Genomic DNA, 13,092 nt, shown 5'->3' with positions numbered 1-13,092 from the left:
TTAGCGACAAGGACACACAGCATGAAAACACGTCAACTGGGCCGCGGCGGCCTCACCGTTTCGGCCCTCGGTCTCGGCTGCATGGGCCTGAGCTTCGGGTTGGGCCCCGCTGCGGACAAGCGCGAAGGCATTGCAATGATCCGAGACGCCTTCGAGCGGGGCGTGACCCTCTTCGATACAGCTGAGGGATACGGCCCCTTCACGAACGAACTCCTTGTCGGCGAAGCCATCGAGCCCATACGCGACCAGCTCGTCGTTGCGACCAAGTTCGGATTCAAGCTCGACGAGAACGGCGCGATGGTCGGGCTCGACAGTCGCCCGGAGCACATCCGCGATGTAGTCGAGGCCTCGCTGAAGCGCCTGCGCACCGACCGCATCGATCTGCTTTATCAGCATCGGGTCGATCCGGCGGTGCCGATCGAGGATGTCGCAGGCGCGGTCAAGAGGCTGATCGCCGAGGGCAAGGTCAAGCATTTCGGTCTTTCCGAAGCGAGCGCGCAAACGGTTCGCCGCGCGCATGCCGTGCAGCCCGTGACGGCCATTCAAAACCACTACTCGCTTTGGATGCGCGAGCCGCAGACCGATCTGCTGGCGCTCTGTGAAGAACTCGGGATCGGATTCGTCTCGTGGGGCCCGCTTGGCCAGGGCTTTCTTACTGGCCAGATCACGCCGGACACGAAGTTCGACGACCCGAGCGACCTGCGCAGCAGCTTCCCCCGCTTCACGCCCGAAGCGCTGAAGGCCAACTTCGCGGTCGTCGACTTTCTGCGCGGCCTCGCCGCACGAAAGGGCAGCACGCCCGCACAGATCGCGCTCGCCTGGCTGCTTGCGCAGAAGCCGTGGATCGTGCCGATCCCCGGTGCCACGAAGCTGGAACATCTGGACGACAACTTGCCAGCGGCCGACCTCGAACTCACACCCGACGACCTGCGCGAGATCGATGTGGCGTTCGCAGCCATCGACGTGAAGGGCGCTCCGCTGTCGGAAGGCCTGACCGCCATGGCGGATCGATAAGGAGAAAGACATGCAACATCGCCAACTAGGCAAAAGCTGCCTGAAGGTCTCGGCCCTCGGCCTCGGCTGCATGGGCCTGAGCTACGGCTACGGGCCGGCCACCGGCACGGCCGAAGCGGTCAAGCTCATCCGCGCGGGCTTCGAACGCGGGATCACGTTTTTCGACACGGCGGAAGTCTATGGGCCCTTCGTCAACGAAAGTGTGGTCGGGGAAGCGCTGGAACCTGTGCGCGATCAGGTCGTGATCGCGACCAAGTTCGGGTTTCGCGAGGGTGACGCCGGTAAGGGCCTCGACAGCCGCCCGGAACGCATCCGGCAGGTTGCCGACGAGGCGCTGAAGCGTCTGCGCACGGACCGCATCGATCTGTTCTATCAGCACCGTGTCGATCCACAGGTTCCGATGGAAGACGTGGCGGGCACCGTGAAGGATCTGATCCGCGAAGGCAAGGTGAAGCACTTCGGTCTTTCCGAGGCCGGCGTGGACAGCATTCGCCGCGCGCACGCGGTTCAGCCGGTCGCCGCTCTGCAGAGCGAGTATTCCCTGTGGTGGCGCACGCCGGAGAAAGAAGTCCTTCCGCTGCTGGAGGAACTGGGCATCGGCTTCGTGCCGTTCAGTCCGCTTGGAAAGGGTTTCCTGACGGGCGCGATCGACGCGCAGACATCGTTCGGCGCGACAGATTTCCGCAACACAGTGCCTCGTTTTGCACCGCAGGCGCGCCAGGCGAATCGCGCCCTGGTCGATGTTCTGGCGGAGATCGCCGCGCGCAAGCAGGTCACGCCTGCACAGCTTGCACTCGCCTGGCTGCTGGCTCAAAAGCCGTGGATCGTGCCGATCCCCGGCACGACGAAGCTGCATCGTCTGGAGGAGAACGCCGGTGCCGCGTCTGTCGTGCTGTCGCCGGAAGAGCTGAAGGAAATCGAGGCGGTCGTCTCGGGCATCCAGGTTCAGGGCGACCGCTACTCGGCGGATCGGCAAAAGCTCGTCGGCCGCTGAGCGACGACGGCCGACCTCAGGCAAACGGAATTGATCATGACCCAGGTGGTTGTCGTTATCGGAGCGGGATCCATCGGCCAGGCCATCGCGCGCCGCGTCAGCGCGGGCAAGCACGTCCTGCTGGCCGACCTGCGACAGGAAGGTGCCGACGCAGCGGCGAAGGTGCTTGCCGATGCCGGCTTCGAGGTGAGCACTGCGGTCGTCGATGTGTCTTCGCGCGACTCGGTCCGGGCGCTTGTGCAGACGGCCACTGCGCTTGGCAACGTTACCGGCCTGATTCACGCCGCCGGCGTTTCTCCTTCGCAGGCATCACCGGCCACGATCCTCGAGGTCGACCTGTATGGCACCGCGCTCGTTCTGGAAGAGTTCGGCAACGTTATCGCGGAAGGCGGCGCTGGCGTCGTCATCGCGTCGCAGTCCGGACACCGGTTGCCGGCGCTGAGCCCCGAACAGAATGCGGCTCTTGCGACGACGCCGACAGAAGACTTGCTCGCACTGCCGATGCTTCAGCCCGACCAGGTGAAAGACTCCCTTCACGCCTATCAGATTTCCAAGCGAGGAAACTCCCTGAGGGTCATGGCGGAGGCGGTGCGGTGGGGCAAGCGTGGCGCCCGGGTGAACACGATCAGCCCGGGCATCATCTTCACCCCGCTCGCAAGAGACGAACTGACAGGCCCTCGCGGCGAAGGTTACCGGCGCATGATTGAAGCGTCGGCCGCCAAGCGCGGCGGCACGCCGGACGAAGTCGGGACAGTCGGCGCGCTGCTGATGGGGCCTGACGGCGGCTTCATTACCGGCAGCGACTTCCTCATGGACGGCGGGGTTACGGCTGCCTATTGGTATGGAGAGCTCGCTACGAATACGAAGTGAGGGACTCAGGTCTGCGCCAGGATCCGGCCCAGCTCGTCGATGTCGATCGGCTTCTGCAAATGGTGGTCGAACAGCCCCTCGGCCGCCTTGCCGCCCGCATCCTGTGCTGAGAAACCCGAGATCGCGACCAGCAGCTTCGGCGTGCCTTCCGCCGTGCTCGCGCGCAGCCGGCGTGCCACTTCGGTGCCCGGAAAGTCGGGCAAGGTGAGGTCGATCAGCGCGGCATCGAAGCTTTCGGCCGCTGCCGCGTCCAGCGCCTGCTGCGCGGTGTAGGTGCAGCGCGCGGTGTGGTCCTGCAGGGTCAGCAGTTCCTGCAGCAGGTCGGCTGCGGCCTTGTTGTCATCGACGATCAGCACGTTCACAGGGGTGTCTCCTTTTGCGTGTCGGCAGAGGGCGCCGGCGGTTGCAGCGGCAGGTCGACCACGAAGCGCGAGCCTTCGCCCGGCGCGCTTTCCACGCCGATCTGCCCGCCGTGCAAGGTCACGATTTTGCGCGTGATGTAGAGCCCGAGGCCCAGCCCCGCGGCGTGCTTGCGGCTGTCGTCGGTGCGCTCGAACTGCTCGAAGATGCGGCCCTGGTCTTCGGGCGCAATGCCTATGCCCTGGTCGCGCACGGCCACCTGCGCGGTGTTTCCTACCTGCTGCACGACCATCTCGACCGGCTTGCCGCCGCCGTAGCGCAACGCGTTGGTCAGCAGGTTGGTCAGCACCTGTTCGATGCGGAACTCGTCCCATTCGCCGCGCAGCTCGGCCGGCGCCGCGAGCGTGATGACCGAGCCCGCGGCCTCGGCCTGGTGCCGCAGGCTCTCGACCACCGCCTGCGCCAGCGTCGCGAGGTCCACTGGCGTGGTCTTGATCGACAGCGCGTCGCGCCGCATGCGCGTGACGTCGAGCATGTCGTCGATCAGCCGCACCATGTTGCGGATCTGCCGCTGGTCGCGCTCGATCATCGTGGGCAGCCGCTCAGGCGTGAAGTTGGCGAGGTTGCCCTTCGACAAATGCAGCTGCCGCAACTGCGCTTCGAGGTAGAGCGTGTTGAGCGGCGTACGCAGCTCGTGCGACACCATCGACATGAAGTCGTCGCGCATGCGCACCGCGCGTTCCAGCTCATGCTGCGTCTGCTGCAGCTGTTGCACCAGCTCTTCCTGCTTCCTGTGCGCGGCCGCGAGCGATTCCATTTCGTGGCGCAGCGCCTTGCGGTGCTGGTACAGGTCGACGAACACGTTCACCTTGCTGACCACCGCGTGCGGGTCGAGCGGCTTGTGCAGGAAGTCGACCGCGCCGCTCTCGTAGCCCTGGAAGGCGTAGTTCAGCTCGCGCCCTGCGGCGCTCACGAAGATGATGGGAATGTGCCGCGTACGCTCGGTGCCGCGCATCAATTCGGCCAGTTCGAAGCCGTTCATGCCCGGCATCTGCACGTCGACGATGGCGAGCGCGAATTCGTGCTCCAGCAGCAGCGCCAGCGCCGCATCGGCCGAGTCGGCCCGGTACACGATGCGCCCCGGCGCGCGGATGAGCGCCTCCAGTGCCAGCAGGTTTTCCGGCAGGTCATCGACGATCAGCAGCTTGCTTTCGATGTCAATGTTCATGGGCGGCCTCCAGTTGGAGCAGCAGCGTGCGCAGTTCGCGCAGGGGGAGCACGTAGTCGGGAATGTGGCGCGCGATGGCGGCTTGGGGCATGGTTGGAATAAGAGCTTCTTTCGGTTCCTGGACGGCGGTGAGCCCGCCGGCCAGATGAATGCGGTGCAGGCCTTCGGCGCCGTCGTCGTTTGCGCCGGTCAGCAAAAAGCCGGCGAGGGCGGGGCCGTAGACATCGGCGGCGGAGCCCATCAGCACGTCGATGGACGGCCGCGAGAACAGCACCGGTGGCTCGCAGCTCAGCGAGAAGGCGCGCTCGCGCTCAATCGACAGGTGGTAGCCCGGCGGCGCAAAGTACAGGCTGCCGGCCGCCAACGGCATCTTGTCGTTGGCCTCGTGCACCGGGATCGGCAGGCGCTGCGCGAAGATCTCGGCGAGATGGCTCTCGTGATCCCCGGGCAGGTGCAACACCACGGCCATCGGAATGTGCCAGCCGGCGGGCAGGTCGTGCAGCAGCGTGGAGAGCGCGTCGATGCCGCCGGCCGAGGCGCCGAGCACCACGGCGTCCACGCGTTTGCGAACGGGGGAGCGAAGGTGGCGCTTCATGTGGCCCGTCATGCGGCTTTCTTGCGGTAGATGCGCTCGACGCGCGCGTGCGTGTCGAAGCGGTCGGAGTAGCCCGAGAAGTCGATGCTTTCCTTCGAGCCCAGCCCAAGAAAACCGCGGTGCGACAGCGACTCATGGAACAGGCCCAGCGCCCGGTCCTGCAGCTCGCGGTTGAAGTAGATCAGTACGTTGCGGCACGACACCAGCTGCGTTTCTGCGAACACGCTGTCGGTTGCCAGGCTGTGGTCGGCAAAGATCACGCCGGCGCACAGGGAGGGGTCGAAGCGCGCGGCGTCGTAGGCGGCGGTGTAGTAGTCGGAGAACTCGCCGCGTCCGCCCGCGCGCTGGTAATTGGTGGTGTAGCCCCGGATCGCTTCCAGCGGAAAGATGCCCTGGCGCGCCTTCTCCAGCGAGGCGGGGTTGATGTCGGTGGCATAGATCTGCGTGCGCGCGAGCAGGCCCTCTTCGCGCAGCAGGATGGCCAGCGAGAACACTTCCTCGCCCGTGCTGCAGCCCGCCACCCACACCTTGACAGACGGGTAGGTGTGAAGAATCGGCACCACGTGCTGGCGCAAGGCCAGAAAGTAGGCCGGGTCGCGGAACATCTCGCTTACCGGGATCGTCAGGAACTGCAGCAGCCGGCCGAACAGCGAAGGGTCGCGCAGCACCCGCTCTTGCAGCGCCGAAATGCTCGGCAGCCCGAGCTGGTCGAGCGCGTGCAGCACGCGGCGCTTCTGCGAAGCCACGGTGTAGTTGCGGAAGTCGTAGCTGTACTTGAGGTAGATCGCCTCCATCAGCAGGCGCAGCTCGATCTCCGTGTCGCTCAGCGGATGCAGCGGCGGCGTGGGCGGCGCTGGTGGCGTTGGTGGCGATGAAGCAGGGCGGCTCACAGTCGCTCCATTTTCGGCATCCACACGCGCAGCAGCGAGAACAGGCGCTCCAGATCCACAGGCTTGGCAAGGTAATCGTTGGCGCCCGCGGCCAGGCATTGCTCGCGGTCGTCCTTGGTGGCTTTGGCGGTGATGGCGATCACCGGCATCTTCTCGAAGCGTGGGTCGCCACGCAGGCGGCGCGTGGCTTCGAGGCCGTCCATCTCCGGCATCATCACGTCCATCAGCACGAGGTCGATCTCGCTCACCTGGTCGAGCCGCTCCAGCGCCTCGCGGCCGTTGCGGCCGATCTCGACGATGGCGCCGCGCTGCTCCAGCGCGCTGGTCAGCGCGAAGATGTTGCGCACGTCGTCGTCCACCAGCAGGATGGTGCGGCCCTCGAAGATGCGGTCGCGCCCGCGCGCGGTCTTCAGCATGCCCCGGCGTTCGCTGGAAAGCTCGGCCTCCACCTTGTGCAGGAACAGCGTCACTTCGTCGAGCAGGCGCTCGGGCGAGCGCGCACCCTTGATGATGATCGAGCGCGAGTAGCGCTGCAGCTCGGCCTCTTCGTCGCGCGTGAGGTTGCGCCCGGTGTAGACGATGACCGGCGGGAACGACACGATTTCTTCCGCCGCCATGGCCTTCAACAGCTCGCTGCCCTGCATGTCGGGCAGCTTCAGGTCGGTGATCATGCAATCGAACACGCGGGTGCGCAGCAGCTCCAGCGCCTCTTCGCCGGAGCCGACGGCAACGATCTCGATGTCGTCGTCGCCGATCAGCCTGATGACGCTCTCGCGCTGCAGCTCGTCGTCTTCCACCAGCAGCACGGCCTTGACCTTCTGCGTGAGCTTTTCCTCCAGCCGGCCGAACACCTTCATCAGTTCGTCGCGCGTGGCCGGCTTCAGCGCGTAGCCGATGGCGCCCATCTGCAGCGCAGCGCCCTGTACGCCCTCGGCGGCGGACACCACGTGGATCGGAATGTGGCGCGTGTGCGGCGAATCCTTCAGCCGCTGCAGCACGTCGAGGCCGGTGCTGTCGGGCAGGCGCATGTCGAGCAGGATCGCGTCGGGCAGGAACTGCGTGGCCAGTTCGAAGCCGTCGGCCGCGCCGTGCGCCACCAGGCAGCGATAACCCAGCTCGTGCGCCAGGTCGTAGAGGATGTGCGCGAACTGCGGCTCGTCTTCGATCACCAGCACGCGGCGCACCTGGTCGCGTGGGATGGAGCGGTCGTCGGCGAACTGCGGCGCGGGCACCGGAGCAGGGGGCTTCGGCGCCAGCGAGGCAACCGATGGCGCATGCGCGGGCCGCGGCGTGTAGACCGCCGATGGCTGAAGCGTTGCCGGTGAAGCCTGCGGCGCCTTTGCTGGCAGCTGCAGCACGAAGGTGCTGCCCTGGCCCGGCTCGCTCTGCACCGTGAGCGTGCCGCCCAGCAACTGCGTGAGGTCGCGCGAGATCGACAGGCCCAGCCCGGTGCCGCCATAGCGCCGACTGGTGGTGCCGTCGGCTTGGCGGAAGGCTTCGAAGATCAGTTCGTGCTGCTGCGGGTCGATGCCTATGCCCGAGTCGGACACCGCGAAGGTGGCGCCGCCATCAGCAGCCGGCGAGACTGTCAGCGCAACTTCGCCGCGCTCGGTGAACTTGATCGCGTTCGACAGCAGGTTCTTCAGGATCTGCTCGACCCGCTGCCGGTCTGTGACCAGCGTCGCTGGCGCATCAGGGCGCACCTCCAGCCGGAAGCCCAGGTTCTTTTGCATCGCCAGCGGGCTGAAGGTGCTCTCGAGGCTGCGGCCCAGCTTGGCGAGCGTCACGTCTTCGGGCACCACTTCGAGCTTGCCGGCTTCCACCTTCGCGATGTCGAGGATGTCGTTGATGAGCACCAGCAGGTCGTTGCCCGACGAGTAGATCGACTCCGCGAACTTCACCTGCTCCGGCGAGAGGTTGCCCTGCGGGTTGTCGCCCAGCAGCTTGGCGAGGATGAGCGCGCTGTTGAGCGGCGTGCGCAGCTCGTGCGACATGTTGGCGAGAAATTCCGACTTGTAGCGGCTCGCGCGCTGCAGCTCGTCGGCGCGGTCTTCGAGGTCGCGCTGCACGCGGCGCAGCGCGGTGTTGCGCTGGTCGAGGGCCTCGGTGCGCTCGGAGAGTTGGCTGTTGGTCTGCTCCAACTCGGCCTGCTGGTTCTCCAGCATGGCCTGCGAGGCGCGCAGGGCGCGCGACTGTTCTTCCAGTTCTTCATTGGCGGTGCGCAGCTCTTCCTGCTGCACCTGCAGCTCCTCGTTGAGCTGCTGGGTTTCGCCCAGCACCTCCTGCAGTTGCTCGCGGTAGCGCGCCGCCGCCAGCGAGGTGCCGATGTCGTCGGCCACCAGGTCGATCAGCTGGTTGCCGCGCTCGTCCAGCGGGCCGGGCAGGCCGAGCTCGACCACGCCGTTGACCATGCCGCTGCTCGCGACAGGCACCAGCAACACCGACTTGGGCGCCATCTCGCCCAAGCCTGAGTTGACCTTCAGGTAGTCGGCATCGACTGGGTCGATCAGCATGCGCCGGCGCTCTGCGGCGGCCTGGCCCACCAGGCTTTCGGTGGGGGAAAAGACCTGCGGCGTGGCCTCGGCCGCGCTCGAAAAGCCGTAGCTCGCCGCCCGGCGCAGCGGGCCGTGGCGCTCGCGCACGTACATGGCGCCCACCGAGGCGCCCAGGTAGTGCGAGAAGAACGCGAGCACCTTGCGGCCCATGTCCGGCGCGCTGAGTTCGCCGACCAGCTCGCCCACCAGCCCGGTCTGCGCGCTGCGCAGCCAGGCCTCGTGGGCGAGCTGCTCGGCGCGCGTTTCCTGCTCCTTCAGCACCACGTCGTAGCTGTCGGACAGCCGCACCAGCTGGCGCCGTCCGAAGTAGGCCATCAACCCGGTGAAGCTCAAGGTGAACAGCAGGAACAGGCCCACGACCCACCAGGCAGTGCTGTTGGCCGCGTTGTTGCGCTGGAAGCGCAGGGTCTGCTCGGTCTCCATGAAGGCGGTGAACTCGGCGCGCATGTCGTCCATCAGCCGCTTTTCGTCGCCGAGGCGCACGGCGGTCTGATTGCCGCTGCTGGCGTCGCGCGCGGCAATCATGCCGTTGGCAAATTCGAGCCAGGCCGCCTGCAGCGTGGCGAGGCGGTCGATGCGCTCCACCTGCTGCGGGTTGTCCGACACCAGGTTGCGCAGCCCGGCCGTATCGCCCTTGAGGCGGGTCAGGGCGCTTTGGTAAGGCTCCAGAAAGCTCCGTTCACCGGTGATCAGGAAGCCGCGCACGCCGGTTTCCATGTCGATGGTGCGGCGCTGCAACTCGCTGGCGGAGCGGGTGACACGATCGGTGTGCTCGACCCATCCGATGGTGTTGAGCAGGAACAGGATCAACCCCACGAACACCACGGCACCGAACACGCCGCCGATCAGGGGCAGCTTGATGTTCCGGCTGAGCAGGCGCTCGAAGTCGTCGGGGTCGATCGCGGTGGGAGTGTTCATCGGTCGCAGTTGTAGGCAAAACTTGTCAAGTTTTGTCGATAAATCGAAGACGCCCTGTCGGAGAAGACCCCGTCACGGTCTTGGCGCGGATGTGGAAACCGTGGCCACCGCACCTGCGTGGCTATACTGTAAATTCATACAGCATTTGCCAGATGGGCTCCGAACCCTCCAACCCGCAAGACGCGGCCTCCGTGGTTGCGCACGTCGTCTCCGTCAAGGCCCTGTGCGCCTTCGGCGCGAAGGCGGGCGACCTCGACCTGCGCTTCGTGCCCGCGCCCAGCGCGCTCGAAGGCATGGCCGGGCACGCGATGGTGCAGCACCGGCGCGATCCCGAGCACTACGCCTGCGAGGTCGGGCTCGAAGCCAGCTGCGGCGCGGTCCGCGTGCGCGGCCGGGCCGACGGCTACGAGGCACGCGCATCCCGCGTCGAAGAAATCAAGACCTTCCGCGGCGACTTCGATGCCATCCGCGGCAACCACCGCGCGCTGCACTGGGCGCAGGCACGCACCTACGGCTGGATGCTGTGCGAGCTCAACGGCCATGAAGAAATGACCGTGGCGCTGGTGTACCTCGACCTTGCCACCGGCGACGAAACCGTGCTCGAAGAGCACCACAGCCGCGATGCGCTGCGGGAGCACTTCGAGCAGCTGTGCGGCCGCTACAGCGAATGGGCCGCGAGCGAAGCTGGCCACCGCGCCGCGCTCGACGCCATGCTGGCCCAACTCGAGTTTCCGCACCGCGCCTTTCGCACCGGCCAGCGCGAATTGGCCGAAGCCGTCTACCGCGCGGCCGTGGGCGGGCGCTGCCTGATGACGCAGGCGCCCACGGGCATCGGCAAGACGCTGGCCACCATCTTCCCGCTGCTCAAGGCCCGCGCGGCACGCAGGATCGACAAGCTCTTCTTCCTCACCGCCAAGACCTCCGGCCGGCCGGTGGCGCTCGATGCGCTTCGAGTGCTCGACAAGGGCAGGGGCCAGGGCAAGCTGCGGGTGCTCGAACTCGCTGCCCGCGAGAAGGTCTGCGAATACCCTGATCGCGCCTGCCACGGCGACGCTTGCCCGCTCGCCAGGGGCTTCTACGACCGCCTGCCCGCCGCACGCGAACAGGCCGCGCAGGTGGCGTGGCTCGACCGCGAGGCGCTGCGCAACATTGCGCTCACGCACGAGGTGTGCCCTTATTTCCTCGCGCAGGAGATGGCGCACTGGGCCGACGCCATCGTCGGCGACTACAACTACTACTTCGACAGCAGCGCCTTCCTCTACGCCACCATGCGCGACGCCGACTGGCGCGTGGCCGTGCTGGTGGACGAGGCCCACAACCTGCTGGAGCGCTCGCGCGGCATGTACACCGCGCAGCTCGAAGGCGCGGCGCTCGAAGAAGCGCACCGCGTCGCGCCCGCCGCACTGCGCGGTCCGCTGGCCCGGCTGTTCCGCGAATGGGACACGGTGCAGCAGTCGCAAGTGGCCAGCTACGAAACCGCCGACGAGATCCCCGAGCGCTTCCTGCGCACCCTGCAGGCGGCCAACACCGCCATGGCCGAATATTTCGCCGCCACGCCCGATGCCTCGCAGGGGCCGCTGCAGCGCTTCTTTTTCGATGCGCTGCACTTCGCCCGGCTGGCCGAGGCCTTCGGCGACCACTCGGTGTTCGAGCGCACGTTGGGTGCCACGCAGCAGGATCGCAGCTTGGCCATCCGCAACCTCGTGCCCGCGCCGTTCCTCGAAGCGCGCTTCGGCGATGCGGTGTCGGTCACATGCTTCTCGGGCACGCTGTCACCTTTCGCGTTCTATCGCGACGCGCTGGGCCTGCCTGAAGACACAGCGCTGCTCGACGTGGCCTCGCCCTTCGACAGCCAGCAGCTGCGGGTCGAGGTGGCGATGCATGTGTCGACGCGCTTTCGCGATCGCGCGGGGTCGCTGCGCAATGTGGCGGACATCATCGGCGCGCAGTTCGAGCGCCTGCCGGGCAACTACCTGGCTTTCTTCAGCAGCTTCGACTACCTCGAAAAAGCCTGCGCCGCGTTTTCGCTGCGACACCCCAGCGTGCCCGTGTGGACGCAGACGCGTGGCATGCGAGAGGCCGACCGCCACGGCTTCATTGCGCGCTTCGAAGAGGGCGGGCAGGGCATCGGCTTCGCGGTGCTCGGCGGCGCGTTCGGCGAGGGCATCGACCTGCCGGGCAGCCGACTGATCGGCGCCTTCGTCGCCAGCCTGGGCCTGCCGCAGTACAACGAACTCAACGAGATCACGCGCGAGCGCATGCAGACGCGCTTCGGCAAGGGCTATGAGTACACATACCTCTACCCCGGCCTGCAGAAGGTGGTGCAGGCGGCCGGCCGCGTGATTCGCACCGAGGAAGACCGCGGCGTGCTGCACCTGCTCGACGACCGCTTTGCGCGCGCCGAGATCCGTGAGCTGCTGCCGCGCTGGTGGCATGTGCAACTGGCAGGAGGCGAAGAGGATGCGCACCGTTAGACGCCTCGAACACGCGGGGCAGCCCGACTTGTTCGGCGAGGCACCCGTGGCAGCCATAGAGGGCTTGCGCTACGAGCGCGACTTCCTGTCAGCCGAGGAAGAAGCCGGCCTGCTGCACATCGTGCAGGGCTTGCCGCTCAAGGAGATGCGCTACAAGGAATACACGGCGCGGCGGCGCGGCACCAGCTTCGGCGGCAGCTACGACTTCGAGAACAACCGCCTTAAGCCCGGCGCGCCGCTGCCCGAAGTGCTGCACCCGCTACGCGCAAAGGCAGCCGCCTGGGCCGGCATCGGGCCCGAAGAGCTCACCCACATGCTGATTGCCGAATACCGGCCTGGCACTCCGCTGGGCTGGCACCGCGACGTGCCGGACTTCGAGAACATCATCGGTGTCTCGCTGCACGGCGATGCGGTGATGCAGTTCAGGCCGTACGTGCCCGGTGCGGCGGCTTCGGAGCCGGCCACGCTCGAATTCCTGGTCGAGCCGCGCTCGGTGTACCTGCTGCGCGGCCCGGCGCGCTGGGCATGGCAACATGCCATTGCACCGACCGAAGCCTTGCGCTATTCCATCACCTTGCGCACACGGAGAATCCGCGCCCCATGAACCGCACCACCTTTCTCAAGCTCCTCACGCAAAAACTCTTCCCCGTGCTGAAGGCCGAAGGCTTCGAGGGTTTGGGCCAGACGCTGCGGCGCATCGACGGGCCGTTGATCCATGTGTTCAACGTACAGGGCGCAAGCGGCGGGAAGGCGTGCTACCTGAACCTCGGCGCGCATCTCGACTTCCTGCCGACCGAAGGCGGCGCCCAGGTGGCGCCGGATGCGCTGGAAGAATCGCATTGCGTGTTTCGCGACCGGATGGAGCCCCCGCCCGGCGCCGCCTTCGGATGGGCCTATGGCGCGGCGAAAGAGCAGGCGGAAGAGAACGTCGAGTTCATCGTGAGCGAGTGGACGGGCCCGGGGCGTGCCTTCTTTGCACGGCATGGCAGCTACCCGCAAAGCTTCGAGCAGATGCTGCGCGAGACCGATCCGAACCAGATCCATGCGCGAACGGCCTTGCATCTCGCACGGATCGCGGTGCACCTGGGCGACCTCGCACGGGCGCGGGCCCTGGTCGATGCGGGGCTCGCGCGCGCGCCGGAGCGGGCCACGTCTTTGAAAGCGGACCTCGCGAAGGTCCTGACGGCTTAGCGC

Annotated in this window: 11 protein-coding genes; 6 read left to right on the top strand and 5 right to left on the bottom strand. The window is 66.8% G+C overall.

The features are described 5' to 3' along the window. Positions 1–21: 21 nt before the first annotated feature. The 3 genes from ACSFBF_RS04215 to ACSFBF_RS04205 are packed head-to-tail and all read left to right on the top strand — an operon-like array spanning position 22 to position 2,878. Complete coding sequence (locus tag ACSFBF_RS04215) at positions 22–1,014, top strand: aldo/keto reductase (RefSeq protein ID WP_435465071.1); 993 nt, start codon at positions 22–24, stop codon at positions 1,012–1,014. Positions 1,015–1,024: 10 nt separating this feature from the next. Beyond that, complete coding sequence (locus ACSFBF_RS04210; protein WP_435465070.1) at positions 1,025–2,008, top strand: aldo/keto reductase; 984 nt, start codon at positions 1,025–1,027, stop codon at positions 2,006–2,008. A 36-nt stretch (positions 2,009–2,044) separates the two neighbouring features. Then, positions 2,045–2,878, top strand: coding sequence for an SDR family oxidoreductase (locus ACSFBF_RS04205; protein WP_435465069.1), 834 nt, complete (start codon positions 2,045–2,047; stop codon positions 2,876–2,878). A gap of 5 nt (positions 2,879–2,883) precedes the next feature. On the opposite strand, the gene ACSFBF_RS04200 is transcribed toward ACSFBF_RS04205, so the two are convergent. From ACSFBF_RS04200 to ACSFBF_RS04180, 5 genes are read right to left on the bottom strand one after another with little or no spacing between them, the layout of a single operon-like run. Beyond that, positions 2,884–3,240 carry a response regulator gene (locus ACSFBF_RS04200; protein WP_435465068.1) on the bottom strand — a complete coding sequence of 119 codons (357 nt, stop codon included), beginning with the start codon at positions 3,238–3,240 and terminating at the stop codon, positions 2,884–2,886. Continuing rightward, positions 3,237–4,466: a hybrid sensor histidine kinase/response regulator gene (locus ACSFBF_RS04195; RefSeq protein ID WP_435465067.1), complete on the bottom strand. Its 1,230-nt coding sequence runs from the start codon at positions 4,464–4,466 to the stop codon at positions 3,237–3,239. The genes ACSFBF_RS04200 and ACSFBF_RS04195 overlap by 4 nt, the downstream gene beginning before the upstream one ends. Then, positions 4,456–5,061, bottom strand: a complete 606-nt coding sequence (locus ACSFBF_RS04190; RefSeq protein WP_435465066.1) for a chemotaxis protein CheB — start codon at positions 5,059–5,061, stop codon at positions 4,456–4,458. Before ACSFBF_RS04190 ends, ACSFBF_RS04195 begins: the two co-directional genes overlap by 11 nt. A gap of 8 nt (positions 5,062–5,069) precedes the next feature. After that, positions 5,070–5,897 (bottom strand): CheR family methyltransferase, encoded by an 828-nt coding sequence (locus ACSFBF_RS04185; protein ID WP_435465919.1) that lies wholly within the window; start codon positions 5,895–5,897, stop codon positions 5,070–5,072. Positions 5,898–5,947: 50 nt separating this feature from the next. Then, on the bottom strand, positions 5,948–9,424 hold the full coding sequence (locus ACSFBF_RS04180) for a response regulator (RefSeq protein ID WP_435465065.1): 3,477 nt from the start codon (positions 9,422–9,424) through the stop codon (positions 5,948–5,950). 152 nt (positions 9,425–9,576) lie between these two features. On the opposite strand from ACSFBF_RS04180, the gene ACSFBF_RS04175 reads away from it, so the two are divergent. The 3 genes from ACSFBF_RS04175 to ACSFBF_RS04165 are packed head-to-tail and all read left to right on the top strand — an operon-like array spanning position 9,577 to position 13,089. Beyond that, a complete protein-coding gene (locus tag ACSFBF_RS04175) occupies positions 9,577–11,898 on the top strand; it encodes an ATP-dependent DNA helicase (protein WP_435465064.1) in 2,322 nt (773 codons plus the stop codon). After that, on the top strand, positions 11,885–12,502 hold the full coding sequence (locus ACSFBF_RS04170) for an alpha-ketoglutarate-dependent dioxygenase AlkB (RefSeq protein ID WP_435465063.1): 618 nt from the start codon (positions 11,885–11,887) through the stop codon (positions 12,500–12,502). Before ACSFBF_RS04175 ends, ACSFBF_RS04170 begins: the two co-directional genes overlap by 14 nt. Then, positions 12,499–13,089: a DUF4304 domain-containing protein gene (locus ACSFBF_RS04165; RefSeq protein ID WP_435465062.1), complete on the top strand. Its 591-nt coding sequence runs from the start codon at positions 12,499–12,501 to the stop codon at positions 13,087–13,089. The genes ACSFBF_RS04170 and ACSFBF_RS04165 overlap by 4 nt, the downstream gene beginning before the upstream one ends. The last annotated feature ends 3 nt before the right edge of the window (positions 13,090–13,092 follow it).

This window comes from Variovorax nivicola, from assembly GCF_051216475.1.
Classification (GTDB): Bacteria; Pseudomonadota; Gammaproteobacteria; order Burkholderiales; family Burkholderiaceae_C; genus Variovorax.
This window is presented reverse-complemented; position numbering and strand designations above follow the sequence as displayed.